The sequence below is a fragment of the Leptolyngbya sp. AN10 genome (genome assembly GCF_050565645.1).
Classification (GTDB): domain Bacteria; phylum Cyanobacteriota; class Cyanobacteriia; order Leptolyngbyales; family Leptolyngbyaceae; genus Leptolyngbya.
This window is the reverse complement of record NZ_JBNXVP010000006.1, coordinates 34,710-60,066: the sequence shown is the minus strand read 5'-3', so window position 1 is coordinate 60,066 and position 25,357 is coordinate 34,710. Positions and strand designations below refer to the sequence as shown.

Annotated in this window: 29 protein-coding genes and 1 riboswitch; of the genes, 11 read left to right on the top strand and 18 right to left on the bottom strand. The window is 45.7% G+C overall.

Annotation, left to right across the window (positions count from 1 at the left end; genetic code table 11):
• The 5 genes from ACQ4M5_RS10285 to apcA all read right to left on the bottom strand — a co-directional run bounded on the left by ACQ4M5_RS10285 (position 1) and on the right by apcA (position 2,140).
• Positions 1–270, bottom strand: coding sequence for a hypothetical protein (locus ACQ4M5_RS10285; RefSeq protein ID WP_430675507.1), 270 nt, complete (start codon positions 268–270; stop codon positions 1–3).
• A complete protein-coding gene (locus tag ACQ4M5_RS10280; protein ID WP_430675506.1) occupies positions 267–485 on the bottom strand; it encodes a hypothetical protein in 219 nt (72 codons plus the stop codon). Before ACQ4M5_RS10280 ends, ACQ4M5_RS10285 begins: the two co-directional genes overlap by 4 nt.
• 113 nt (positions 486–598) lie before the next feature.
• Positions 599–802, bottom strand: coding sequence for a phycobilisome linker polypeptide (locus ACQ4M5_RS10275; RefSeq protein WP_059000225.1), 204 nt, complete (start codon positions 800–802; stop codon positions 599–601).
• 302 nt (positions 803–1,104) lie between these two features.
• Positions 1,105–1,590 (bottom strand): allophycocyanin subunit beta, encoded by a 486-nt coding sequence (apcB, locus tag ACQ4M5_RS10270; RefSeq protein ID WP_430675505.1) that lies wholly within the window; start codon positions 1,588–1,590, stop codon positions 1,105–1,107.
• Between the two features lie 64 nt (positions 1,591–1,654).
• Positions 1,655–2,140 carry an allophycocyanin subunit alpha gene (apcA, locus tag ACQ4M5_RS10265; protein ID WP_430675504.1) on the bottom strand — a complete coding sequence of 162 codons (486 nt, stop codon included), beginning with the start codon at positions 2,138–2,140 and terminating at the stop codon, positions 1,655–1,657.
• Positions 2,141–2,414: 274 nt separating this feature from the next.
• Between apcA and ACQ4M5_RS10260 the strand changes: the two genes are divergently transcribed.
• Positions 2,415–4,352: a CHASE3 domain-containing protein gene (locus tag ACQ4M5_RS10260; RefSeq protein WP_430675502.1), complete on the top strand. Its 1,938-nt coding sequence runs from the start codon at positions 2,415–2,417 to the stop codon at positions 4,350–4,352.
• Here ACQ4M5_RS10260 and ACQ4M5_RS10255 read toward each other — a convergent pair.
• Both ACQ4M5_RS10255 and ACQ4M5_RS10250 read right to left on the bottom strand, forming a co-directional pair.
• Positions 4,302–4,520 carry a hypothetical protein gene (locus ACQ4M5_RS10255; RefSeq protein WP_430675501.1) on the bottom strand — a complete coding sequence of 73 codons (219 nt, stop codon included), beginning with the start codon at positions 4,518–4,520 and terminating at the stop codon, positions 4,302–4,304. The genes ACQ4M5_RS10260 and ACQ4M5_RS10255 overlap by 51 nt on opposite strands.
• Positions 4,521–4,610: 90 nt before the next feature.
• Positions 4,611–4,985 carry a hypothetical protein gene (locus ACQ4M5_RS10250; RefSeq protein WP_430675499.1) on the bottom strand — a complete coding sequence of 125 codons (375 nt, stop codon included), beginning with the start codon at positions 4,983–4,985 and terminating at the stop codon, positions 4,611–4,613.
• A 332-nt stretch (positions 4,986–5,317) separates the two neighbouring features.
• Between ACQ4M5_RS10250 and ACQ4M5_RS10245 the strand changes: the two genes are divergently transcribed.
• Positions 5,318–5,686: a VanZ family protein gene (locus tag ACQ4M5_RS10245; protein WP_430675498.1), complete on the top strand. Its 369-nt coding sequence runs from the start codon at positions 5,318–5,320 to the stop codon at positions 5,684–5,686.
• 35 nt (positions 5,687–5,721) lie between these two features.
• On the top strand, positions 5,722–7,362 hold the full coding sequence (locus ACQ4M5_RS10240) for an Hsp70 family protein (RefSeq protein ID WP_430675497.1): 1,641 nt from the start codon (positions 5,722–5,724) through the stop codon (positions 7,360–7,362).
• Here ACQ4M5_RS10240 and ACQ4M5_RS10235 read toward each other — a convergent pair.
• Positions 7,359–7,604, bottom strand: a complete 246-nt coding sequence (locus tag ACQ4M5_RS10235; RefSeq protein ID WP_430675496.1) for a hypothetical protein — start codon at positions 7,602–7,604, stop codon at positions 7,359–7,361. The genes ACQ4M5_RS10240 and ACQ4M5_RS10235 overlap by 4 nt on opposite strands.
• 246 nt (positions 7,605–7,850) lie before the next feature.
• On the opposite strand from ACQ4M5_RS10235, the gene ACQ4M5_RS10230 reads away from it, so the two are divergent.
• A complete protein-coding gene (locus ACQ4M5_RS10230) occupies positions 7,851–8,024 on the top strand; it encodes a hypothetical protein (RefSeq protein WP_430675495.1) in 174 nt (57 codons plus the stop codon).
• Here the strand turns inward: ACQ4M5_RS10230 and ACQ4M5_RS10225 are convergent.
• Entirely contained in the window at positions 8,021–8,923 is a 903-nt protein-coding gene (locus tag ACQ4M5_RS10225) for a carbohydrate ABC transporter permease (RefSeq protein ID WP_430675493.1), read from the bottom strand. The two genes, ACQ4M5_RS10230 and ACQ4M5_RS10225, sit on opposite strands and share 4 nt — an antisense overlap.
• Before the next feature lie 39 nt (positions 8,924–8,962).
• Here ACQ4M5_RS10225 and ACQ4M5_RS10220 point away from each other — a divergent pair, with 39 nt between their 5' ends.
• From ACQ4M5_RS10220 to ACQ4M5_RS10200, 5 genes are all read left to right on the top strand, one after another.
• Positions 8,963–9,832, top strand: a complete 870-nt coding sequence (locus tag ACQ4M5_RS10220) for a type IV pilin-like G/H family protein (protein ID WP_430675492.1) — start codon at positions 8,963–8,965, stop codon at positions 9,830–9,832.
• Positions 9,833–9,910: 78 nt separating this feature from the next.
• A complete protein-coding gene (locus ACQ4M5_RS10215) occupies positions 9,911–10,135 on the top strand; it encodes a hypothetical protein (protein ID WP_430675491.1) in 225 nt (74 codons plus the stop codon).
• Positions 10,132–10,995 carry a type IV pilin-like G/H family protein gene (locus ACQ4M5_RS10210; RefSeq protein ID WP_430675490.1) on the top strand — a complete coding sequence of 288 codons (864 nt, stop codon included), beginning with the start codon at positions 10,132–10,134 and terminating at the stop codon, positions 10,993–10,995. The genes ACQ4M5_RS10215 and ACQ4M5_RS10210 overlap by 4 nt, the downstream gene beginning before the upstream one ends.
• 68 nt (positions 10,996–11,063) lie before the next feature.
• A complete protein-coding gene (gene purN / locus ACQ4M5_RS10205; protein ID WP_430675489.1) occupies positions 11,064–11,708 on the top strand; it encodes a phosphoribosylglycinamide formyltransferase in 645 nt (214 codons plus the stop codon).
• A gap of 179 nt (positions 11,709–11,887) precedes the next feature.
• Entirely contained in the window at positions 11,888–12,826 is a 939-nt protein-coding gene (locus tag ACQ4M5_RS10200) for a branched-chain amino acid ABC transporter permease (protein WP_430675487.1), read from the top strand.
• Here the strand turns inward: ACQ4M5_RS10200 and ACQ4M5_RS10195 are convergent.
• On the bottom strand, positions 12,788–13,450 hold the full coding sequence (locus tag ACQ4M5_RS10195) for an HAD-IB family phosphatase (RefSeq protein WP_430675485.1): 663 nt from the start codon (positions 13,448–13,450) through the stop codon (positions 12,788–12,790). The genes ACQ4M5_RS10200 and ACQ4M5_RS10195 overlap by 39 nt on opposite strands.
• Positions 13,451–13,613: 163 nt before the next feature.
• Here ACQ4M5_RS10195 and ACQ4M5_RS10190 point away from each other — a divergent pair, with 163 nt between their 5' ends.
• Positions 13,614–14,567 carry a CHAD domain-containing protein gene (locus ACQ4M5_RS10190; protein ID WP_430675483.1) on the top strand — a complete coding sequence of 318 codons (954 nt, stop codon included), beginning with the start codon at positions 13,614–13,616 and terminating at the stop codon, positions 14,565–14,567.
• A 1-nt stretch (position 14,568) separates the two neighbouring features.
• Here the strand turns inward: ACQ4M5_RS10190 and ACQ4M5_RS10185 are convergent, their stop codons facing one another.
• The 5 genes from ACQ4M5_RS10185 to ACQ4M5_RS10165 all read right to left on the bottom strand — a co-directional run bounded on the left by ACQ4M5_RS10185 (position 14,569) and on the right by ACQ4M5_RS10165 (position 19,396).
• Positions 14,569–15,138 (bottom strand): hypothetical protein, encoded by a 570-nt coding sequence (locus ACQ4M5_RS10185; RefSeq protein WP_430675482.1) that lies wholly within the window; start codon positions 15,136–15,138, stop codon positions 14,569–14,571.
• A 482-nt stretch (positions 15,139–15,620) separates the two neighbouring features.
• Entirely contained in the window at positions 15,621–16,256 is a 636-nt protein-coding gene (locus ACQ4M5_RS10180) for a universal stress protein (RefSeq protein ID WP_430675481.1), read from the bottom strand.
• A 115-nt stretch (positions 16,257–16,371) separates the two neighbouring features.
• A riboswitch (cyclic di-AMP (ydaO/yuaA leader) is annotated at positions 16,372–16,504 on the bottom strand.
• Positions 16,505–16,830: 326 nt separating this feature from the next.
• On the bottom strand, positions 16,831–17,136 hold the full coding sequence (locus ACQ4M5_RS10175; protein ID WP_430675480.1) for a hypothetical protein: 306 nt from the start codon (positions 17,134–17,136) through the stop codon (positions 16,831–16,833).
• Between the two features lie 239 nt (positions 17,137–17,375).
• Positions 17,376–18,275 (bottom strand): DMT family transporter, encoded by a 900-nt coding sequence (locus tag ACQ4M5_RS10170; protein ID WP_430675479.1) that lies wholly within the window; start codon positions 18,273–18,275, stop codon positions 17,376–17,378.
• Positions 18,276–18,313: 38 nt separating this feature from the next.
• Positions 18,314–19,396: a hypothetical protein gene (locus ACQ4M5_RS10165; protein ID WP_430675478.1), complete on the bottom strand. Its 1,083-nt coding sequence runs from the start codon at positions 19,394–19,396 to the stop codon at positions 18,314–18,316.
• Positions 19,397–19,672: 276 nt separating this feature from the next.
• Between ACQ4M5_RS10165 and ACQ4M5_RS10160 the strand changes: the two genes are divergently transcribed.
• On the top strand, positions 19,673–21,865 hold the full coding sequence (locus ACQ4M5_RS10160; RefSeq protein ID WP_430675477.1) for a hypothetical protein: 2,193 nt from the start codon (positions 19,673–19,675) through the stop codon (positions 21,863–21,865).
• Here ACQ4M5_RS10160 and ACQ4M5_RS10155 read toward each other — a convergent pair.
• The 3 genes from ACQ4M5_RS10155 to ACQ4M5_RS10145 form a co-directional block, all read right to left on the bottom strand.
• Positions 21,862–22,773 carry an FTR1 family iron permease gene (locus ACQ4M5_RS10155; RefSeq protein ID WP_430675475.1) on the bottom strand — a complete coding sequence of 304 codons (912 nt, stop codon included), beginning with the start codon at positions 22,771–22,773 and terminating at the stop codon, positions 21,862–21,864. The two genes, ACQ4M5_RS10160 and ACQ4M5_RS10155, sit on opposite strands and share 4 nt — an antisense overlap.
• Before the next feature lie 71 nt (positions 22,774–22,844).
• Complete coding sequence (locus ACQ4M5_RS10150; protein WP_430675474.1) at positions 22,845–23,849, bottom strand: helix-hairpin-helix domain-containing protein; 1,005 nt, start codon at positions 23,847–23,849, stop codon at positions 22,845–22,847.
• A 391-nt stretch (positions 23,850–24,240) separates the two neighbouring features.
• Positions 24,241–25,233: a multicopper oxidase domain-containing protein gene (locus ACQ4M5_RS10145; RefSeq protein WP_430675473.1), complete on the bottom strand. Its 993-nt coding sequence runs from the start codon at positions 25,231–25,233 to the stop codon at positions 24,241–24,243.
• Positions 25,234–25,357: the final 124 nt, after the last annotated feature.

Genomic DNA, 25,357 nt, shown 5'->3' with positions numbered 1-25,357 from the left:
CTACAATTGGTCAAGCAGCAGATCGTATTCCGTGTGAGAACCGACCCAGAACCAAATTACTGTGTCACCTTCTAATTGACCAACAGCACGATAGTCTTTGTTGATTCGTGCAGAATAGATAGACAAGGTTGGATGAACTTTCTTGAATCGCAAGCTTGGGTAGCTCGGATCTTGCTTGAATCGTTGATAAGCTTTACGAGTTTGCTTCTGAATGGGTTCTGGAAGGTCAGCAAATAATTCGCGGAATTGGGCAGTAGTACGAGATTTCAAAGTGTTTCTGGGTCTAATTCCTGGGTTTTACCTGCCCGATACTCTGCCATTGCTTCGGTTGCCAATTTAGCTAACAAGTCCGGGGAACGGGCAAAGGAGTCGTCCCATCGCTGCTCTTCTTCGAGTTCTTCTAGAATGAGAGCCGCGATCGCATTCTGTTTGTCAGTTGGTAAGGTTTTTAATCGTGCGATCGCCTGTTCAAGTTGCTCGGTCATAATTACTTAATTAGCTCTCAGAAAGAACATTTTTATTATAGAAATTCTCCAATAAAAAAGGAGGTCTAAAACCTCCCGCTAATGCTCAGAGTTAGCAAACCTTGCGAACTTGCTTACGCCAAACCAGTATTCATGCCCTGTTTGCCCGTCGCAAGTTCAACTTTCACAATCTTTCCACCCATTTTTTGGATGCGTTGCTGCTCTTTGAACCAGTTCTCGTAAGGAACCAACTTCGTGAAGAAGGTATTTTGCAGTTCGCGTTGTGTCCGAATCCGAGTTTGGCTCGGAACACAAGCAGTGATCTTGAACATTCTCATTTGGAATCTCTCCTAAAGGATGAAGAAAGAGGACACAGCGCAACGAAGTGCAGTGCGGAGTCAAGTTTAGAAAAATCTCAAAAAGTCGATCGCGCTTTAGATTCAGCTAAATAATAGCGGCTTAACAAATCTAAACGGATCAATTCGGTTAAAACAAACCTCTGTTTAAAAGGTTGGAAGCCAAGAGTCAATATTAAATCGCAAAAGCCAAGAAAAGCCTCAACCACTTAATACTCACTCCAGACTTCCAAACCAGTTGAGAAAGCTAAAGAACGAAGAAGACCTTCATTCCTACCTGTCTCTTAGCTCAAACCAGAGCTGATGTAGTCGAAGTAAACGCCCATTTCTTTTCCAGCATCAGCACCGACCAAACCAGCGGTGACTTCTTTCATCGCTTGGATCGATTGAACAGTTGCTGCAATGGGTACACCCAAGCTGTTGTAGGTTTCTTTCAATCCGTTGAGAACGCGCTCATCAAGGATCGAAGGATCGCCAGCCAACATTGCGTAGGTGGAGTAGCGGAGGTAGTAGTCCAAGTCACGGATGCAAGCAGCATAGCGACGAGTCGTGTACATGTTGCCACCGGGACGGGTGATGTCCGAGTACAACAAGGACTTAGCAACTGCTTCTTTCACGATCGCTGCTGCGTTAGCAGAGATGGTGGTTGCTGCACGAACGCGCAGTTCGCCAGTTGCAAAATAGCCTTTGAGCTTTTCGAGCGCTGATCCGTCCAGGTACTTCCCTTGGACATCAGAAGTGTTGATTACCGAGGTAATTGCGTCTTGCATGATTAAAGTTCCGTAAGTCGCGTGGTCTTAAATTAACAAAGGAGGAAATCGATCAAGGCAGAAATTACTGCATTGCACCGATAACGTAGTCGAAGTATGCGCCAGCTTCAGACGCATCATCAGACGAGAGCAAGGACGCTGCAACGTTCTTCATTGCGCGGATGCCTTCTGCAACTGCGGGGATCGGGGTTCCCAAGGAGTTGTACATTTCACGAACGCCAACGATTCCGATTTCTTCGATCGGGGTGACATCGCCTGCAACAATTCCGTAGGTCACGAGACGCAGATAGTAATCCAAGTCACGCAGACAGGTAGCGGTCATTTCTTCGCCGTATGCGTTTCCACCAGGAGAAACAACATCAGGGCGTTTTTGGAACAATTGGTCGCCTGCTTGCTTGACGATGCGCTCACGCGAGTCGGTCAGGGTTTGAGCAATCCGTAGACGCTTTTCGCCAGTGGTGACGAAGCCTTTGATCCGATCTAATTCGCCGGGGCTGAGGTAACGTGCTTCAGCATCAGCATTCACGATTGACTTCGTGACAATACTCATTGATGGATTCCTCCAAGGAAATGTAACCGAGTGTGTTTAAAAGCGGGAGTTCCCCAAATGGCTTAGTAAGTCGTTGCGCCCGGAACTTGCTTGCTCTTGGCGATTTGACTTAGCGACCTTCCGAAATTATTTTGCGGCATTGCGTTCACCTTCCTAGTCGCTTTGAAACATTTTGTAATATCTTTACTCAGGATAGAGGGGATCTATCCTTCAGTAGAGCCACGGAGAGCGGAATGGGTTTAGGATCTACCGCACGGTTGATCTAGAGCGCTACATGAAGCGATCGCTTTCACGCAATGCCTCGATCGGGGCTTGGTTTTCTCTTGCCGCACTGGTCGGGATCGGAACATTGTCTTACTCGACGCTGGCAGGGTATCGAGAGGCAAAATCCTGGGAAAGCCACACCCAGCAAGTGTTATTGACGACGGAATCGCTTTTATCTCAGTTAAAAGATGCTGAGGTTGGACAGCGAGGCTATTTGCTGACGAACGATCGACAATATTTGCAGCCCTACGAAGATTCGATTCAAGTGGTCGATCAAACGGTGGATCGCTTACGGCAGTTGATTAAGGATAATCCGAGTCAACGGCAACGATTGTCGCAAATTGAGCAATTAATGACCGATCGCTTGTTTTTATTACGAGAAACAATTCGGTTAGCTGATACGAATCAATTGGAGGAAGCGCGATCGCTGGTGAGAAGCAATCGGGGTCGGTTTCTCATGAATGAGATTCGCGGTTTGATTAATACGATGCAGACTGAAGAAACTCAATTATTAGAAGCGCGATCGAATGCAGAGCGAGTTCGGTTAAATACGATCGTGGGTTTAACGATTCCGAGTTGTTTAGCGATCGCATTGTTTCTAGAGCTTCTGATTTGGCAGCTACGGCGGAACTTGATTCAGCGAGAGGTGGCAGAGCAGGCGTTACGAAAACAGAACGATAAGTTGAATTTGCTCTATGATACAACGCGAGAATTGTTGTTAGCTGAAGATCCGATCGCATTGCTTGATGATCTGTACGAGCGACTTTCAGCGCAGTTGGGTTTAGATTTATATTTGAATTATTTAGTGACACCAAGACAGGATGATTCTTATCTCAGGTTGGCATCATCTCGCGGGTTGACAGCACAACAGAAACTAGATTTTTCAGAGCTAGAAATCGGTCAGGCGGTTTGCGGTGGAGCGGTACAGGATGCGGCTCAAATTTGTTTAAGCGATATTCAAAATTCAACTTTAGAAAAAGCGCGGTTGATCAAAGCAATTGGAATTACGGCTTATTCGAGTCAGCCTTTGATCAATCAGGGGAGAGCGTTAGGAGTGTTGTCGTTTGGAAGTCGATCGCGCAATTCTTTCACAACCGAAGAGCAGGAATTGATGCAGGCAGCAGCAGATCAAGTTGCGATCGCGATCGATCGAGCAAATCTAGTCAACTCGCTTCAAAGTCGGAGCGAACAGTTAGCAAGATCGAATCAAACTAAAGATGAATTTCTCGCAGTTCTATCTCATGAATTGCGAACACCATTAAATCCGATTTTAGGATGGGTTCAACTACTGAGACAGCGAAAGTTTGATCAAGCGAGTGCAGAAAAAGCATTAGAAATCATCGAACGAAACGCTAAGGTTCAGATTAATTTGATCGATGATTTGTTAGATATTTCTCGAATTTTGAAAGGTAAATTTGTCTTGAAAAGTGAACTGGTTGATTTAAGGATTGCCATTCAATCTGCGATCGATACGGTTCAACTCTCTGCAAATCAGAAAAGAATTAAGATTGAATTGACTCATCCTGATCAAGCTGTAATGATTTTGGGTGACTCGAACCGATTGCAGCAAATCATTTGGAATCTGCTATCCAACGCAGTCAAATTTTCATCAGAAAATGAACGAGTAGAGATCTCGTTGATCAAGCACAACTCGATCGCTGAAATTATTGTTCGAGATCAAGGAATTGGTATCAATCTTGAATTTCTGCCTCATGTATTCGATCATTTCAGACAGGCAGACGGAAGTAGTACGCGACAATTTGGCGGATTAGGACTCGGACTCGCGATCGTGCGGCATCTCGTTGAATTGCATGGTGGAACGGTGCGGGCAGAAAGCGAGGGAGAAGGGAAAGGGGCAACCTTTATTGTTGGATTACCCGTTTTAGAATTTTCTGACTTAAAAGAGCTTCGCTGGTTTCAGAAACAGCCAACCAATGAAGAAAAATGAGGCAGTGAACAATTGAGCAATGTCGATCGCGGAAAGATACCCGTCCATGAATGCGGCAAGTGAACGATCGGTTAGACCAAATAACCAGGACGAGATGCCAAAAATCCAAATTCCAGAGCGGAGCCGTGAAAGAAATGTAACCAAATCAGCGGACGGTTTACTCATCATAGTGCGTCCCTGCGGAGTAGCTTGTGGGTTCATTATGACCTATATGTTAAAAAATGTTTTCAAAACTTGCCATAATTCCCCAGATATACATTAGGATTTCTTGACTTGGTTTGTTCGAGCCAAATCGCAAATCATGTAACGTCTTGAGTACATTCCACAACTAGCGAGAATTCGCTGATTATCTTTTCGATAAAAGCTTGCTGCTCCAAACTGATTCTCCCAAGTCCAGTCTTGCTGCTCTAAGTGCGTTCTCAGTGTTGCGAAAGAACGAACCAGTAAGCGATCGCGGTTTCCATTCACTAAAACCACGTTCTTACCGCCGAATTCCATTTGTAGCGCGGCTCTAACGATTTCGGACGTATCGCGTTCTTGAGATAAAGCGGCTCCGAAGTAGAGAAAGAAAGCTAAGCCACCAACAGTACAGAAAGAAGTTAGGAGAATGAGAAGCGAAACGGCAGTTTTCATAACTTTAGGAACTCCAAGATTAATAGGAATCAAGAAGAGGCTGTTTGAGAAGAGTCGTTTATTGCGCTTGTCCGCCCCGGAATGAATTCGGGGCTAACAGAACAAAGTCCACTGAAGGGGACTGAGGAAACGGTTTCAGCCTCTTCAGTCCTGTTCACAGGACTTCGCACCGATAGCCCCGAATTCATTCCGGGGCGAACTCGAACGAAGCGAGAAAACTTTCATGCTTCTCAACCATCTCCTAATACATCTCTATCCGTAAAAATTTCGCAAAGCTTTAGAAGTCCGGATTCCTGCTGCTGTAGTGGATTGAAGTTCCACCGAATTATTTTATGAAAACCGTCACCTCTGCACGTTGGGCTTGGATTATTTCCGCGATCGTCTTTTCCGCGATTTTTCTCACTATTCTGTTTTTCGCTTACATCGGCAAACTTCCGCCAATTCTCACCGAAAACGATAAACTCGCTCATGTCATCCTCTATGGCATTGCCACATTGCTCGGACACAAAGCATTAAGTCAGCGACGAATCAGAATTCTCAATATTCCTGTGCCCGTCTTTCCAGGATTATTCGCCCTGTTTACATTGAGCGAAGAGCTTGCACAAGGACTTTCACCGAATCGAAGTTTGGATGCGATCGACTTAATTGCAAGTTTCTTTGGAATCGCGATCGGGTATTGGTTGGCGGAACGAATCAAATAATCTTGCTTTAGGCACATCAATTATGGTTTCGTGAATTGATATACCTGATTCACGTTCATCTACTTGTTGTCAGAATGCCTTACGCGATCGACTTCGGAACCAGTAACACCGTGATCACTCGCTGGAATGCAGCGACTCAACAGCCTGAAACGCTTTCGATTCCTGGAATTTCTCAACGATTGGCGCAGAATCCGCCGCTGATTCCCAGTTTGCTGTATGTCGAAAATGCGGCTCAAGGGAAGATCACGATCGGTCAACAAGTGCGCGATCGAGCCTTAGATATTAGCAACGATGCTCGATTTTTCCGCAACTTCAAACGGGGAATCGGGACAGATGTACAAGGATTTTTACCCGAATTAGATGGGCAGACGGTTCGATTTGAGCAAGTTGGCGAATGGTTTCTCACTCAGATCATCAATCAACTCAAAACAACTGATCCTGAAATTGCAGAATCGCTAACTTTCACAGTTCCGGTGGATAGTTTTGAGGCGTATCGCCTGTGGTTAGGTCAAATCTGTGAATCTCTGGATATTAATCAGGTTCGGATGATTGATGAACCGACTGCGGCAGCGTTAGGGTATGGATTAAGCGATCGACAAACGCTACTCGTAATCGATTTCGGAGGCGGAACTCTCGATTTATCGATCGTTCAGATCAATGTGAATGAAACCGCTCAATCTAAACCGATGGGATTCATTCTGAAATGGGGGCAGAAATCATTTAAGGAACAGTCAGGACAAAAAGCGAGGATTGCTAGAGTAATCGCGAAAGCGGGACAAAATTTAGGCGGATCAGATCTTGATAATTGGATCGTGGATCATTTTGTGAATACTCAAGGAATTGCAACATCACCCTTAATTGCAAGACTTTCAGAACGCTTAAAGATTCAGCTTTCACTCTCAAATCAAGCACAGGAAGTTTTCTTTAACGATGAAACATTTGAGAGTTACGACTTATCGTTAACACGATCGCAGTTTGAGCAGATTTTAAGCGATCGAGGTTTCTTCACGAAACTCGATGAATCAATGGAGCAAGTTTTACAACAAGCTCGCCGCCAAGGACTTGCTGTAAGTGATATTGATGCCGTTCTCTTAGTCGGTGGAACGGTTCAAATTCCAGCGGTTCAGAATTGGGTGAAACAGTATTTTGATCAGAGCTTAATTCGGTGCGAAAAACCGTTTGAAGCGATCGCACAAGGAGCCTTACAACTCAGTCAAGGAGTTCAACTCAAAGATTTTCTCTATCACGGTTACGGCATTCGCTATTGGGATCGCAGACAAAACTCCCACAACTGGCATCCACTGGTTAAAGCTGGACAACCTTACCCGATGGAGAAGCCTGTTGAATTAGTTCTTGGTGCATCGGTTGACAATCAGCCGAGTATTGAACTGATTATTGGTGAACTCGGAACTGAAACGACGCAGACGGAAGTTTATTTTGATGGTGATCGATTAGTCACCAGAAATCTTTCGACTTCTCAAACTCCGGTGCAGGCATTAAACGATCGAGAGGGATCGCGCAGTATTGCCGAACTTGATCCGCCTGGAGTACCAGGAAGCGATCGCATCAAAGTGCAATTTGTTGTAGATAGCGATCGCTTTCTTAAAATTACGGTGGAAGATCTTCTCACCGATCGAACGCTCGTTGAAGATCAGCCCGTAGTGCAACTCAGTTAAGAATTGCGTTTCCATTGGCTCCAGGTTGCACCGATCGCGCCACCCGCACCCGCCAACATTCCTGCAAACATTCCTTCACCCGTTTTTCTCACCGGGTCTTGAGTCAAACATTGATTCGTGACCACTTTCTCTTGCAAACACTGGCTACTTTCTGCCCAGCTTGCCGATCCACCCAACACAACGCCAGCAGCACTACACACCAATACGACGATCCAAACCGGGGGCTGTTTTTTTCTAGCCATACAATCCTTCGGGGGTGACACTATCCGAACAGTACACATTACTTTACCCGCAGACCGGATTACTCCTATCGAGATTTATGAAGTTTTCGTGTAAATTTTCAAACAGATTTAATCTACCAAAAGGTAGAAATACGGAAAAGCTTGATTTATCAAGGGTTAATCAGATTCCAGCAAATCCGACTAAAATTGAGGGGAGCTTAACATTTAGTTATGATTAAGCGCGATCGTACTTAGAGGAATTTCAGTATGGATGCCGAAACCATTAAAGAACGCATTAAGTTAATTGAAAGCAAGAGAGAATCGCTCCTGAAACTGATGGAACAGCCGAATTTAGGAACGCTGCGGATCGATGTGAATCAGGCACTCGAAGAAATGGATATCTTGATTGACGAGTTTAAGCAGACCTTCCCGGATGCTTAATCTTCGGTTGTTCTCAGTTGCCAGTACACCAATAAAAGCGCAATCAGCAATAGAATTGTTGCCGCCGCTGCTGCATACCCAAAATCAAATTGGGCAAACGCTTGATCGTAAATGAAGTAGACGAGCAGGTTTGTGGAATTCATGGGACCACCGCCCGTGATCACGTAAACTTGCTCGAAGCTTCTAAGGGTAAAGATCGCAGTCGTCACCGTGACAAATACGATCGTGGGTTTCAATCCCGGCAGTGTGACATATCGAAACTTCTGCCAACTGTTCGCGCCATCTAATTCTGCTGCTTCATATCGACTAATCGGAATCGTTTGCAGTCCCGCTAAGAACACGACCATATTGAATCCGATCTGCTTCCAAACACTCAGCAAAATCAAAACTGGCATTGCCCAAACGGTACTTTGGAGCCAAGGAATTGCTGGAATATTAATTGCACTAAGCCACTGATTAATCACGCCATCGGTTTGAAAGAGCCAGCGAAATCCCAATCCAACCGCAACGAGGGAGGTAATGGATGGGATAAAGTACGCTGCCCTCAACAGTCCGCGAAATTTGATCGATTGATTTAGCAATACGGCTAGACCCAGCGGAATGATCAAACTGGGAATCAAAGTTGCGATCGTAAAATAAACGGTATTCCCAATCACCTGCCAAAAATCGGGACTAAGCAACAATCGCCAATAATTTCGCAATCCAATCCAGCGCACTCCCGCCCGTGTAAAGCTGCCAGTTGTGAAACTGAGATAGCACAGGTATGCGATCGGATAAATCACAAATACACTCAGCAAAATCAGTGCAGGTGCAAGAAAGATCCAAGCCGCGATCGCTTCTCGATCCAACAAACGTGAGAATCCGGAATCTGATTTAGCTTTGGTGGAATCAAGAAGCATATCGATCGCTCAAATAGATAGTAATTTTAGGGTTAGACGATGCTAAAGAAAATCGGTCTGAGTGTTGCTTTGATTGTATTTTGTCCTATGTTGGTAGCGCGATCGCAAGCTGCTCCAACTGAAAGTTCCGTCATTCAACAATTAGCGGGACGCTGGGAAAAACCAATCACCGACACCTCATCACCCGCTCCCGGAGGATTCCGATTCTTCCCGGATGGCAGAGTGATTTGGTCACTTCCAGGTGGATACGACTTCGCCACTCGGATTGCGATCGTGGGAACTTACATGATCGATCCTAAACCCAAACCGATGCACATCCATTTTCAGTTCGGCAATTCGGAAGCGCCACGAGAAGATCAGCCGCCCGTCGTGTTTGAGTTTCAAAATCCTCGATCGCTCTTGTTGCAACAAAGTAAAAGTTGGAATCCGGGACAATTCGAGCAACCACCAGAATTCACGAAAGTTTCAGATCAAACCGTTTCTTTACCAGAATCAGCCCAACTTACTCAAGCTGAGCAATCCAAAACAGGTGAAGGACAGCTTATGATGCAGCATCTCACTTTGTCTGCACTTTACTACAGCGTTGAGAAAAAGCAATTTCCGAAAACGTTATCTGAACTCGGACTTAGCAGTGGTGCGACTCGGAACTATCGCTATCAACTACAAGCAAAAGCAAATCAGCTAACGCTGATTGCTCTACCGACTCAAGGGAATTTAAATAGCTATATCGCGATCGTGGCGCAATTTCCGCAGCCAAATTCAGACGAAGTGAAATACATTGCTGCAAAAGCGTGTCAGTCTGTGCGTCCTTCTCGTAGTGCTCCCTCAGTGCCTCGGATTCCAGACGATCGTGCTATGGGAACGAATTTGATCGAATGCAGTTCTAGCTCGAAAGAGATCGACTTATAAGAACTATCCGGAGCACGATCGCATTTCTGCGTCAAAAGAATTACAGACTATGACAACCCGGATGAGCCGAAGAATTGGATGGAAGGTAGGCGATATTTTGACTCGATCGATGAAGGTGTCAAACCCTTTCAAAAAGCGAGATATTTACTGTTTCTAAGAGGACGGAATGTATATTTTGTCTCCGGCGTAGTGTACGGGAGATACAATCTCGATGGCAAAGACCGATCGGAAGAAAATCTTTTTCGGTGGGCGAACTTTGAGCAAATTCGCAAAGTAGCGAGAGAACGGTTTAAGGAAAGATGATGAGCAGAATCGGTTTGATTGGAATTTTAGGAATCGCGATCGTATACCCAAGTTCAATCGCGCTTTCACAATCGAATGAATCTCAGCAGTTAGTCGGGCGCTGGGAAACACAAGTTAAAAGAACTGATACCCCAATCGGAATGCAGTTTTCTCCATCTGGCAAGCTAATTCTTGCGGTTGACATGGGATCAGGTACTCAAACCCGAATGGCATACTCGGTGAATTACTCGATCGATACGAAACCCAAACCGATGCACCTTGATTTCAGGCTAGAAAAGCCCCGAAACGAGCAAGAAAAGCTACCTGTTTCTACGATTTTTGATTTTCCCAGTCCCGGTACGTTGCGAGTTCATGTGAAGAACTTAAACATGAGGCAACCTAGACCGACACAATTTGATCAGCCTGCGGAATTCTCAAAAGTTTCAGATAGCGCGATCGCTTTCCCCGATGTCGCCAAACTCAAACCAGCCGAGCAATCGACCGATGGCGAAGGACGACTTGTGGTTCAGAACTTGGCGATGTCTTCTTTGTATCACTCTCTAGAAACGCAGCAGTTTCCAACGTTGACTCAACTAGGACTCAGTAACGGTCAAACTCAGAACTATCGCTATCAACTCCAAGCGACCTCCGATCGTCTAACGTTGATCGCACGTCCGAACAAAGACAATCTGAAAAGTTACATTGCGGTTGTCTTAAAGTTCTCGATCGAAGGTCAAAATATCGGCGCGACTAAAGTTTGCCAGTCGGCTCGTCCTGCTCGGATTGCGCCACCGATGCCAAAAATCCCTGATCCACCAAATGGAATTCTTGCTAGAGATTCGATTCGATGTGGAATTGGTTCAGAAGCGATCGACTTTTAAGAAATTGTTTCTACCTTCGATCGCGTTCCTCACGTTAAACTGAGAGCCTGTTTTTTAGAAAGGCTCTCATGGTTGCGCTGATTTCACCTGATTTCGCTGAGTTTCCACCCCATCCCCGCCTCAAAATCGGTGTGATGGCTTCGGGAAGTGGCAGCAACTTTGAAGCGATCGCGCAATCGATCCAAGATGGGCATCTGAATGCAGAAATTCAGGTCGTGATCTATAACAATCCGGGTGCGAAAGTCGTCGATCGAGCAAATCGTTTCGGCGTTCCGTCGGTCTTACTCAATCATCGAGAGTTTGCTAGTCGAGAAGATTTGGATCAAGCGATCGTAGACACTCTAAAGCAGCATTCGGTCGAGTGGGTGATCATGGCGGGATGGATGCGGATTGTCACTCCGGTTTTGATTGAGGCATTTCGCGATCGTATTCTCAACATTCATCCGAGTTTGTTACCGAGCTTTAAAGGAAATCGCGCTGTAGATCAAGCCCTCCAAGCGGGAGTTCAGATTACAGGCTGCACTGTCCATTTAGTCGTTCCAGAAGTGGATAGCGGAAAAATTATCATACAGGCAGCCGTTCCGGTGATAGAGGGCGATACTGTCGAAGCCTTACAGAGTCGGATTCACGCCCAAGAACATCGAATCTATCCGGCTGCAATTGCGATCGCTGCGATACATTCTGTTACCGATGATGATAGGCATCAGTCTTAAGGATGATGTGAATTCTTTCTGGAGACGGCATGATACTTACAGATTGAGAAGCTCATCGTCTAACACAAGGGCAGTCCAAACCGGGTAGGGACTGCTTTTTTATTGGAAATTTTTAGAACTCTTCCCAAACTTGCACACTTCAGGCACAATCAAGCGATACCGTATTGCAAGTGCCACGCATGGAAGCTTTTTTTAGCCAACTCATACAGTTAATCGTTAACGGAATTTCGGTTGGAAGTATCATTGCTCTCTCTGCGGTTGGCTTAACGCTAAGCTATGGAATCCTGCGACTGTCGAATTTCGCTCATGGCGATTTCATGACGATGGGCGCTTATTTTACGCTGCTGTTTAATGCGATCGGCATCAATATCTGGGTGTCGATGGTCTTTTCTGCGATCGCAACAATTGGCATGACGCTCCTGGGTGAAGCGCTGCTTTGGTCGCCGATGCGGAAAAAACGAGCGACTGCAACCACGCTGATTATTATCTCGATCGGGCTTGCGCTCTTTATTCGGAATGGCATTATTTTCATTTGGGGGGGCGGCAACCAGCGATACAATCTGCCTGTTGCGCGTGCCCTCTCGTTTGGTGGAATTACGATTCCGTTTAATCAGATTGTGGTGATTGTCCTTGCAGTGATCGCGATCGCGGGACTTCATTACTTGCTGCAAAATACCAAAATTGGGAAAGCGATGCGGGCAGTCGCGGACGATCTGGATTTAGCGAGAACGACTGGGATTAATGTCGATCGAGTCGTGCTTTGGACTTGGATTATCGCGGGCGGATTAACTGCGCTTGGTGGCAGTATGTTGGGATTAGTGGAAGCAGTCCGTCCGAATATGGGATGGTTCTTGATTTTGCCGCTGTTTGCTTCGGTGATTTTGGGTGGAATTGGTAATCCTTACGGCGCGATCGCAGGTGGACTGATTATTGGACTCGCTCAAGAAGTCGGATCTGGAATTTCCGATCTTTTGACTCCAGTTGCAACGAACCCGATCGCACAATTTATTATCAATACAAGACTTTTTACAGCCCAATACAAACTAGGAATTGCACTGCTGATTATGGTGATTGTGCTGTTAGTGCGTCCGCAAGGATTGTTCAAGGGAACGGCTTAGAATGCGATCGCGTAAATACTCTCGAACTTCAAAGAAATCATTCCAAGGAATGTAAGGCTTATGGCGTTCTTCTAAATAGCGGGTTAGTGGCGATCGGGCGAATACGATCGAGGCAGATAATGCCATGTTTAAATCTGTAATTGAATCTCCGATCGCGATCGTTTGATCTGCCTGATATTTCGCCATAATTTGCGCCTTTGCGACCAATTCCGTTCCCCCCTCATAAGCAGAATGAACTTGCAAAAACGTTCCTCTTGTATCGACCTCCATTGCATGAATCGCATGAATTCGATCCTTGAGCGGATTCAGGACAGATTCGACCATTCCCGTTAACCCACCAGAAATCACGACAAATGGAATTTCTTCCGTTTTAAGAAAATCGAGAAATTCCAACAGTCCTGGACGAATCGGTTGTGCTCGTGTGAATTCAATGATTTCGCTATATCGAACCGATGGAATGGATTGAATAAATCGCCGTACACCTTCGCGTAACGTTAAGCGTTTCGCATAAATCTCAGGTAGTAATCGTTCTGCTAATACGGGTGTAAAGTGTTTCAGCATTGCGACAAATGTTTCGGATTGTGTGATCGTCCCGTCAAAGTCACAAAATACAATACGTTTCATAAGCTGACTCACTTCTGTTGTTTTATTTGTTGCTAGGAGCGAATACTTTTTATACTTTAATTCTCATTTGATTAAACCTTGAAACATTAACTAAAGCTAGAGGTTTTCAAGTTTCACATGTCAGAAACTCAAAATAATGGATAATCCTGTTCGAGAACTGACTATGAACTTCCAAATCAGATTGCCTCAAGAGGCTTTAAGTCATTTTGCTCATCGTGCGATCGAGAAACATTTCCGTAAGGCAATGAAACACGAAGAGGATGTGCTTGCCGATCGCGATCCGGAAGCTCTTCATCAAATGCGGGTTGGTTTACGTCGTCTCAGAACTGCGATTCAAGTGTTCGGATTCGCTGTGGAGTTACCCAAATTCGTCAACGATGCCAAAATTCGGAAATTCGCTCAAATCCTTGGAGCCGTGCGCGATCTGGATGTTCTCAAGCTTGAACTGACTTCTCATCCAGATCTGCCAGAAGCAGAACAGAAAGCGCTGAAACAAACATTGAAAAAATTAGATCATCAGCGATCGCAAGATTTCCATCAGTTAGAAAAGACTTTGAATTCTCGTAAGTATGACGAATTCAAGCAGGCGATGGAAGATTGGTTAGCACTGCCGCAATTGAGTACGATCGCGCAATTACCCATTCAAGATGTGCTGCCCGACATTTTGCTGCCGCTGATTAGTGAAATTCTTCTGCATCCAGCCTGGTTAATTGATGTCGAATTTGCGGGTGATGAAAAAATCTTTGCGCCAATCACACCAGAATCGATTCGATCGCAATTAAAACAAGATGATTTGCTTCACGATCTGCGTAAGCAAATGAAGCGATTACGCTATCAGACCGAGCTTTTTACTGATTTTTACGGTGAGAACTATCAAAAGCAAGTTCAAGAGTTTCAGAACATTCAGGAAGTCTTAGGGCAGATTCAAGATAGCGTGGTGTTGCAGGAATTTCTGGATCGGCATTTAGACGAATCGATCGAGAAACTCTGCCCAGTTTTTGCGAATCAGCTTGACCAAAAAAGAGCGATCGCGTTTAAAGAATGGCGATCGCTCCAACAAAAATATTTAGATTCAGAATCCCGCAATCAGTTACGACAGCTTGTTTTGCAGCGTTGAATTAAGGAGAAAAATAGTATCCCCACTGATGAGTAATTCTGGAGCCGTTTGAAGTTTTGATCCATCGTTGATGTGGACTGTTTTCATCAAGGTCAGTCCAAGTAAAGGTTCGAGCCGTTCGATCGGGAAAATAACCGACCGGAACGTATCCTTCATGCCAGTGGGCGAATTCGACCAAACCAACACGATCGCAGCTTGCCATAATCTGAGCGCTCATTGTCGCCATCAACTGAGGTGAACTCATTAGCCCTTGATACAATCGCGTCCCGTCTCCTGATAACCGAAATGTCAGAATTTGAGTTCGCTCAGTGGGATAGTCATAGAAATAATTCCGAATGCCGTTGTTATCAAACACCACTTGCGGCGTAATTGAACGACGCGCAGATTTCCAGGGAATGAAGTAACCGCGTTGTACCAAAGAAGATTTGACCGAAGCGATCGCGCTTTCACAACTGGCAGAACTGTCAGGAATTCGAGCGCTACCGGGTGGTTTCGCATTAGCAATTTGCGGGAAAACGCTGAGAGTTGCGATCGCGATCGCGGAGAGAGAAGCTTTTTTGATGAAATGCACGAGTCAGTGAGTCCTAAACACTACACTGATCAACACGACGATCGAGGTGCGTTACGGATTAGAGGGTGTTTGAAAAGTATAAAAAGCGGCTTTGCTGCGTTGCGAGTTCGCCCGGACATGAAGCTCTGGGCTAATGGAGGAAACCCCACTAAACTGGGCTAAGAGCGTAATTCGGAGTTCTTAGGAGATTTATCGAAAACAAATTACCCGCTGTCTTCGGCTTCGCTCAGTCAGCTAGAGATCGCGCCCTGAGCGAAGCCGAAGGGCAGTCTTTCAAGCGGTAAGCTCTTTCGTAGAAATCTCCTTAGCCCAGTTTAGTGGGCTTCCCACGATTAGCCCGGAGATTCATGTCCGGGCGGGTGAATGCGATCAACGATTACTTCTCAAACACCCTCTTAGACAGACTCGATCGTTGCCCTCACCCTAGTTCTCTCCGCGCAAAGAGGATTCAGGGATGAGGGCTAGTAGAAATCAGCCTTTTTCTATTCTCCCTCTAGTACCGAAGGAATTCCCAAGACCGGGCAAGCGAACGATTTACCCAATTGTCGAATTAATGGGTGCTGCGGTGAATCACAACCCAGAATCAGCAAAGAAGCTTTCTCGGTTGCCACAACGGCTTTCAACTCATTCGCAACCGTTCCAAAGCGCAAATGTGTTTTCAGCGAACCTCGCCATTCTTCAGCCATACAGCGAGCGTTCCAGAGAATTCGATCGGCTTGTTCAAACAATTCAGCCGTTCCGAATTGTGCCTTTGTTGACGTTTCCAGTTCTGCGATCGCGGTTCGGCTGGTTCGCCATTCGCCTTCCGCTTTCAGCTTTTCTTTCGGTTTGCGACCTGAATCAAACGAGGAAATTCGATTCATTACGCTGTCAGCGACTACATACACAACTTGAACTGTGACTTGCTTTCCAGTCGCCAACCGAGTTTGGTGAGCAATCCACAGCGTCAAATCAAGCGCTGTCTGACTGCTCGGAGAATTAGAATATCCGACTACGAGATTAATCTCAGACCCTTCTGCTTGAAACAAACCCGATGCCGGAATCAGCATCATTTTTTGGACGAGATCAGTACGACCGAGCGTTCCTTGGAGTCGTACCAGCATGGAATGAACGTTCATTGAGTGCAACCTCTCCTAACTACACGACGCACGAGAGGTGGGTTGAGGGAGTTTTTCGATCGAAAAACACGATCGATTCAGTTCAGGATACTCAGAATTGCAATTGCATACTGAGTTATCCTCCCATTGCCGACGGAGTTAGCTGACGGGCTAAGACTGGAAGGTGTCTTTCTCAAACCAATGTTCAAGATTCGCCCCAAGAATTGGTTCCTCCGCTCTATTTCGATTAGATTAGGCGACCCACAGATTAGCTTCCCTAGTATTTACAAAACGAACTTGTGGATAGTTTGGCAACAAAAAACCAGGCATCCTGGTTTTCACTGTACTTAGATAATTTAGAACAGGTGAGCAAGTAAGAACTGCTACTTTCAAAACAAAAAGGCAAGGTTTCATAAAATTCTAGCCTCAGTAGCAAATTCGTTCTCATTATACCAACTGCTTTTTGAAATCCCCAATTGTTTCAAAAACTGTATTCTCATTTACAGCAATAATCTCTGACTTCATTCATCAGTTTCCGCTATGACAGACAGAACTCCATCCATCCTCAGAACGAAATAGTAGCGATCGTAACAACTTAATGATTTGTAAACTGAATTTCGTCGTTGGAGTTGAGCGGCTGTGACTTCGGAGTTTCCAACATTTTCTGATAAAGCCGCGCTGCTCGGCTAGAACGCTTGAACCTATCCAAAAGTTCTACGTAAGCGAACGGGAGCGCAATAATCCAAAACACACTCGCGATCGTAATCATGAACAGTGAAATTTTTTGGTCTTCTTGAGTGAGATTGTCTTCGTCGTGGCGGAAAAATTCAAGCCAGCTAATGAAGAGAATGGGTATGACCGCCAGATAAAACAATCCCAAAATCAATAATAAAACCTGCATAGCAAACATCCCTCAAACTTGCACAATGCCAGGATCTCAATCCGTTTTAGTGTTCCCAGTGCCCCTGAGCAAGACGCAGCATTCACTCCTTTCTATCGATATTATTCAGATCTATCAGGGTAAGTGGATAGAATCGCGACGGCTTGCAGCATAACGTTACATGAACAAGGTGCGAAAGGAAATTCTACGAAGTGCTAATTGTTGCTCACACGGGCACTCTAACACATCAGTGATCTTGATCACTCACGATGAAACAATAAACTCACTCCCAAAAGAGAAATCAGGACACCGATGACGGATCGCATACTAACTCGATCTCCTATTGCTCTGCTCAGAGGTATGACAAAAAGTGGACTGGTACTACTCAATGCCTGCGCGATTCCAGTAGTGGCGTATTTTAGCGAGGTTTGCTGGAGCCAGATGCCTAGATAAGTACTAATAAAGGCAGTTCCAGCAATAATTGTAAGCAATCTACGATCGCGTAAAGGTTTAATCATTTCGCGAGGTTGATTTCGCAACAGTATCCAGATGAAAAGTACGATCGTGCCTCCAAACAATCGAATTAGCGTACTCCACAAGGAATCGATCTCGGTGCTAACTAATGCGGATCGGGACATGACTGCGCCTGCTGCCTGACCGATTGCCGCCAATAGTCCGTACAGACTTCCTAAAAGGGGGCGAAAGTTCCCCTGCTGCTCTGAAGTGCGTTCTAAGATGACCCAGATTACTCCTGCGATCGTCAATCCAATGCCAATCCAAGCGGATAGTGCTAACCGCTCCTGAAGAAAAATTAGTGCTAGAACTGCGGACATGGGAGGCGCAAGCGTTTCAAACAATAGAGTTCGTCTTGCACCGATGCAGTTTAGGGCACTGAAATAGGCAGTATCTCCGAATCCGATGCCAATCACGCCGCTGAGAAAAAGCATGAGAAACGGTGTGAATTCGATCGAGGGAATGGATTGTCCAGTGATCAGAAATGTGAGGCACAGAAGAACGATCGCGACCCAGCCTTTCGTGAAGTTCAGAGCAAGCGGGCTGATTTGTCGTCCGACTCCGGTGTAAACGATCGAGCCACATGCCCAGATGAATGCGGCGGTCAGTGCGGCGAGTTCGCCTCGATATTGAAGAAAAAATGACATTCAAGCGAAACCAATCAACTTGATGATTCTAAGACGCTCTATTTCCGCTGCTGAATGAAATCGAATTTCGGAGGTTGCATCGCTCCTTTATTTATCCAAAGTAAACCGAGATTTGCGACCAATCCTAAAATTGCCACACCGAATGCAATCTTGAAATACAACGGAGGTCGATCGGCTTGTCCTATCCCGATCGATTCCCACTCAGTATTCGTCTCAGTTTCTTGCGGTTCCTCGATTGCAGGAAGAGCCAGCAATTGATTTCGAGCAGCTTTAGCTCTAGAGAAGGGCAGCGCTTCGATTCCCAGCAATTGTTGAATGAATTGTTTTAGGGACTGATCCGCGATCGTATTCCAGCGCGGATCTTGGATCGGATTCCAATATCCTGGCGGATTCAGTTCGCCAAGGAGCATTTGAGTCGCGATCGTGCCCAAATCTCGGAGATCTTGCTGTTTCTGTTCATTCAACGATCGGGTAGACAGCATTTCTGGCTTCACTACACTTTCCCAGAGCGTAAAGTCTCGCAAATACACTTGAAACTGGTCAGTCCAAGCTTGTGATTCAGGAACAATCAGAAGACTCTCTAGAGTTAAATTGCCGTGTGCTGTGCCTTTCTGTGTCTCTCCGTCTGCAAAATCGACCATTTGACCATGCAGAAACCAGAGGGATTGCAACACTTGTGAGAGAAAATGTCTAACTGTTGGGGTTGAAAGCCTGCCCTGGCTTTCTAGGTAGTGTTTCAGCGATTGTCCAGGGTGATGAGGAGAGCGCAAAACCATGTAACAGCGCTGATCCTTTACTGAAACGAACATATCTTGCGGAATCAACAATCGAAAATCTTGAACGCCTCCGCTGTGAAGCTCGATCGTTTCTAAAGGTCGAAGTGCGGCTTCCATGTGCTGCATCTCAACGGCTGTCCACCAAAACGAATAATATTCCTTCACCAGCACAGGACTGTCTGTGGCAAGATCAGTGCCGCTGTAGAGTCGCACTCCCGGTTGATTTTCAGTGAGAGACGCGATCTCGTAATGTCCCCGTAGCCCACTTAAAATCCTGCCTTCCAATGTTTTTGGTTCAGTAGCGCTCTCCTGAGTCATGGATGTCGATCGATTCTTACTCTGCATTAGATTTTCAGGTTCATTCCTGATAATCATTACTTCTCATACTTTTCCGCGCATCAGTGGCGACTGAGTGACAGTTTAGTGTCAGAACGATCCCGTCCTGATAAAGTAACATTCGATTGTAGACAGAAATGGTGTTAGAATTCGGTTTCTTTAGGGTGAGTGTGATACTGCACAGTGTGTTTGATCAAACAGACAATTGTGGTTTTGATCTGGAATGCTTTCAAATATGGGAAAGCATGAGTCAAACTATGGAACGGACGACCGTAGAAAAGAGGTATGAAAGAACACTCAATGCAGATTGAGGCACAATCTACCATTCAAACGACTCAGACGGATCGGGGAATTCAGTTCTGTCAGAGCTTCGCGATCGCAAATACTGGAGTAGATGCGAAGCGTTCTGCGGTATATTTCTGGCTGGAAGTGACTGAACCTAGCTTCTTTTCTTTGATTGAATGGCATTCTTTCTCGCCTGCGTCTCCTGCGTATTTGGAACCTGGAGAGACGCGAAATATTACGCTCAATTTCGATGTGCCAACTCAAGCGGCTCCGGGCACTTATCACTATACGATCGCTTATAAGTCTGAACAAAATCTTGAAAAAACGATTCGCTGTCCGCTTCAGTTTGAAGTGCCGTTAATGCAGCGCAATCGGTTTAAGAAAACATTAAATTTTAATCTTGCTCCCGCAACAACTTCTGATGCTCCTTACCGCTTGCAGCCAGGTCAAGCGGTCACATTCACGCTCAGCATTGAGAATCGATCGACGATTTCAGATCTAATCTATCTCAACTGTTCAGAACTCCCGTCTGACTGGTTCACGATCGACTATCACAATCAAGAAGCAGAACCACTAGGCATTGTTCAACCGATCAAAGGGTTGCGGCTCGAAGCTCAAGAAAGTGGCGAAATCCAATTCACGTTTCATCCCCCGATCGGAACTCCAGCCGGAAGCTATTTTCCAACGCTGCAATTAATTTCGATGAATTCTCCTGACCTGCTCACGCTGGATGTGATCTATGTGCAGGTATTACCAGATACTCGGTTAGAAACTGAACTCATTCCAAAAGTACGATCGATTCCGCGAGAGTTTCCGAGTTTTACGCTCAGAGTGCAAAATCGCGGCAATGTGGAGCGGAAACTGAAATTAGAAACGAGAGGGGCTGAACAGCGATTTCAGTTTGTGACTGATAGTAATGGCATGACGATCGCGCCGAATCAAGAAGCTTCGATCGTGCTTCGAGCAATTCCGCGCAATCGTTGGCAGCGTCCTTGGTGGGGCAAGCCTCTACGGTCAACGGTTAACTTTCATTTGATTCCGATCGATGCGATTTCAGATCCGCCGTATCCAGCACAAGCAAAACTAATCTGGCTCCCTCACCCAAAATGGGTTCTAGCTGGATTGATGCTGCTAGGAGCCGGATCACTCTTGATGCTGGTTAGCTTGTTGTATCGCTTTAACCGTCAACCGATTACCACGGCAGATATTGTAGAGTTCAACCCGACTAAGCGAACTTATCTAGAAGGTGCGAGTAATGCGGTTCGGCTGAATTGGACAGTGCAAAATCCTGAAACTCTCGATCGATTAGTGATTGCTCAATTGAATGAAGGCGCGGAAATTCAAACAAAAGCGTATGATTTTTCGACTTCAATTCCAAAGGAACTGCAAGCAAAAACTAATAAAGATAATGGCTGTCGTCGGCTAGAGTCAGATAAGCCTGCTCAAGCTGCACCTGTGTTTTGGGAACTTCCACTGCCCGATCTACCGTGGTTTTCTTCACTACAACAGCCTGCTCAATACACGAAGGTGGAATGCCAGGGAATTCCCTTTGTGTCTTCACAGTCTGGAGCATTCAAGTACAGATTGAAGCTGTTTGATAAGTCTAATGCTCGTGTCCCGATCGTAGAAGAAACGACAGATACAGTAACCGTGAAATCGACTGGATCATCGCAGTCTCCAGAGCAAGCAGCGGCTTTCATGCCACGATCGGCGGAACAAGGGCGCAAGCCTGAAATTGTATCTTTCACGCTGAATGGACAAGACGCGATGAGCCAACTGACTCATACTTTCTCGGTTGGTAACAATGAAGTTGCAAACATTGTCGTCTCTTGGGCAGTTCAAGATGAGGCAGGCTTAGAAGTTGAACTTTTACCATTCACAGGATCAGTCAATTCTCAGGGTTCAATTACCTATCCGATTACGCCTGGAAATGTGAAAACAATCACGCTCACGGCTCGAAATCGTGCAGGAGAGCAGGTAACACAATCTGTGGATATTCAAGTCGTCGTTGCCGATCGTCCGCGCCCGATTCGATCGACCATTCCTCGATCGACTCCACAACCGACTCCGAGTGCAACTCCGCCTGAAGTGGCTCCTGAACCACCAGAATCAACCGATACCCCAACGCCTGAACCGTCTCCGACTACGACTCCAACGCCTGAACCGTCACCGACTGATTCTCCCCAGCCTTAATGTTTTCTGGGACTGAGCAGCGATTGAAAATACAAGCTACCGACTGAAATTAGAAATGCTAGATATGCAATCGCTTGAACCAAATAGAGTCGATCGGTGTATCCAAACAATGCACTCAGAATTGATCCAGGGAACTTCTCAGCAGGTAAGACTTTACTCAAGTTCCAGACCATTCCACCCAGTACACAGTCGCGATCTTGAGGTTTCGCAAATCGCTCGTAGAAGAAACACAGAGAAGCTGATCTACGATCAACCTGTGATAGTGCGCTCATTCCGGCATCGAAATGTCCTAATGCTGTAACAACCAAGCCAGAAACAATCAAGAGCAGCAAAATTCCCATGACCATGAAGAACTTCCGAACATTCAGGCGAGTTCCCCAGCGGAATAACACTGCTCCGATCGCGGCTGCAACTCCAATTCCACCCAATGCACCTAGAGTTGGAACAATTCCCTGCTGAAACTTACCTGCAATGAATAGAACTGTCTCAAAACCCTCTCGCACCACTGCAAAAAAGACCAAGCCAAAGATTCCCCAACCTGCCTGAGCATCCTGCTTTAGAACTGATCCAATTGCACCTTCAACATCTTGTTTGAGCGATCGAGCATTCCGAGTCATCCAAATCAGCATCCAACTGAGACATGCGATCGCTAATACACTAAACGATGCTTCTAGAAATTGCTCAACGGAACTGCCTGCTGCACCCGCCTGTTGCACGACCCAGCCAAACAATACGCCAATCATGCCACTCGCGGCGAGTCCAACCCCAACTCCGCCCCAAACCCAACCTCGAAGATTGCGTCGGTCTGCTTTATTCAAATATGCCAACACAATCCCAATGACCAAGGCAGCTTCGACCCCTTCGCGCAGGGTAATGACAAACGTTGGGATAGCAGAACTGAGATCCATTTTTGACTCCAACAAGTGCATCAAACATCTAAAAAGGCAGACCTCGATCGAGATCTGCCTCAACACTCTATCTAAGAGGCTTTTGCAACTTTTTGAGTGTTGCTTTCGATTTCTTTAATCAATCCTGCAACTTCATCGCTGGTGTGGACAAGCTTTTCAGGTGGAGTGACCGCTTCCCAAGTTTTCGATAATTCAGCAAGTTTCTGTCCGATCGCTTTTTCTGCATCTGGCTGAGACTTGAGCATTGCACTAGAGATGCCTTTGAATAGTTCATTAGCATAGAGAACAAAACCGCGTGAGTCTTGATATTCAATCACTTGAGCAATTTTATTGTTTGCGATCGCGGCTCCGTATTCAGAGTTCGCGGTGTCTAACAATCCATTGATCACTTGCAGAACAAATTTTGGAGATTGACGCTCGGATTCAGGAAGTGCATTGATTGCAGTCTCGATCGCTTGCATCGAAGTTTGATAACCTGTGCTTACTTTTTCCGCATTTTTAGCACCCGCTTTCACTTCATCTTGCAAAGCAATCAAAGGAGCTTTGAACTCTGCAACTTTGCGCTCAGGCAATTGATCTTCCACGTCTGCATAGATTTCTTCAACGGGATGCCCGATGTGAGGTTCTGCTTGCTCTGGTTTGTTCAGGTCTAATAGTTCTTTCGCAACGTAGAGATGCCCTTTCATCAAACCGAGCTTGGTCATGTAATCGATATCTTTGGCTTCACCTTCGAGCTTAATATCTTCGATCGTGACTAAATCTTTGATTTGATCAAATTGTTGCTGAGTGATGACGTTTTTAGCGACCAATTCCTCAGTTTTGCCGTAGGGACGGCTTCCTTGAATTTTGTTGGATAGTGCTGGAACACCGAGTTTAGCTTCTAGCTTGTCGAGTTCAGACAGAATTGCACTGTTAATGTTGATCTTTCTGCTACCTTGCATCGAGTGAGTTGTAGCGGTATCGGTTGCAGCAGGAGCAGAACTGGTTGTGTTGGGGGTCTGAGAACCGCACGAAATCAAGATACTCAAGCCCACTGCACAGAGAAAACAAGCCAAAAACTTAAACTTGATAGACATGATTTGAGGTTCCAGAAATGAAGTGAGGATTCGACTATTGAGAAAATTTCTAATTATGTATCGGCATCGCTCATTGTGTGGCTTAATCAAAGTTTTTGTCAATAAAGAAGATGTTAAATTCAACTAAGGAGATTTATCGAAAACAAATTACCCGCTGTCTTCGGCTTCGCTCAGTCAGCTAGAGATCGCGCCCTGAGCGAAGCCGAAGGGCAGTCTTTCAAGTGGTAAGCTCTTTCGTAGAAATCTCCTAAGCATTGGGAATGACATTTAAGGAGATTTATCGAAAACAAATTACCCGCTGTCTTCGGCTTCGCTCAGTCAGCTAGAGATCGCGCCCTGAGCGAAGCCGAAGGGCGGTCTTTCAAGCGGTAAGCTCTTTCGTAGAAATCTCCTAAGCATTGGGAATGACATTAAACTCGCCCATGCAACCAGATTCCGCCATATAGTCCTGGTGAGGGTGAAACATAAATTTGCCTGTGTGATGAAAGCTGAACTCCAGAATATGCCGCTCAGCCGTTCCCATCGTAATCACATCTGTTTCCTCAGTTGGCTCCAATGTTCGCCCCGTGCGATAGACCTTGAACATGTTTGCATGAAGGTGAAAAGTTACTACCGGATCAAATTCGATCATGTTGAGAACATACAATCGCACTAACTGATCTTGCTGAATTGGGATCGGATTGTGCATGTAATAGTCGGGTAATCCATTGAAGGCGTAGAGTTCATTTTTACGATCGTCATTCACGTCGTATCCCGCCATGATCAAGACCATTTCATCCGCAGGCGGTCTCGGTGTGGGCGGATCGATAATGAACATTCCATATAGACCTTTCCCAACATGGCGGGTGATTGGCTCGATATGACAGTGATAGAGATGCACTCCATAAGGCTCTGCATCGAATTCGTAGATTTCTACCGTGTTATTTTTTACAGGTTTCACACCGTCCATCTCTGACGCATGAGTGCCATGAAAGTGCAGCGAGTGTGAGTGTCCAGCTTTGTTGTAAAAAATAACGCGGATTCGATCGCCCTCAGTTGCCCGAAACGTTGGACCTGGAACTCGTCCATTTAGATTCCAAGTGACAAATGTATTTGAGCCATTTAACTGCAATGGAGAGGTTCGCGCCTCAACTCGAAATTCTCGAACGGTTCGACCATTTTCCTGAGTCACGGTTCCAGAGTCAAACTCGCGCAAAACTGCCATCGGATTCGCGGCATCTTTGGTTTGTGGAATGTCGATCGGGGGAATGATGACTTTGCGATCGCGCCGTTGGTTGAGTCGATTTAACCCCAAGACTGATCCCGCTACTCCTGCACCTGAGAGCAGTCCGAGTTGAAGCAATTGCCGTCGGCTTAGAGTCTTGAGAAAGTTTGTAGTTGACATGAGAGATGCTACCGTCTATCGAAAGAGGTAGATGGATCAGCTTCAAAATTATCAATGATTTTTCAATTTGAAGCAAGCATATTGGCAATCATTCTCAATACGATTTGTGCAGTTAAATTAGAAT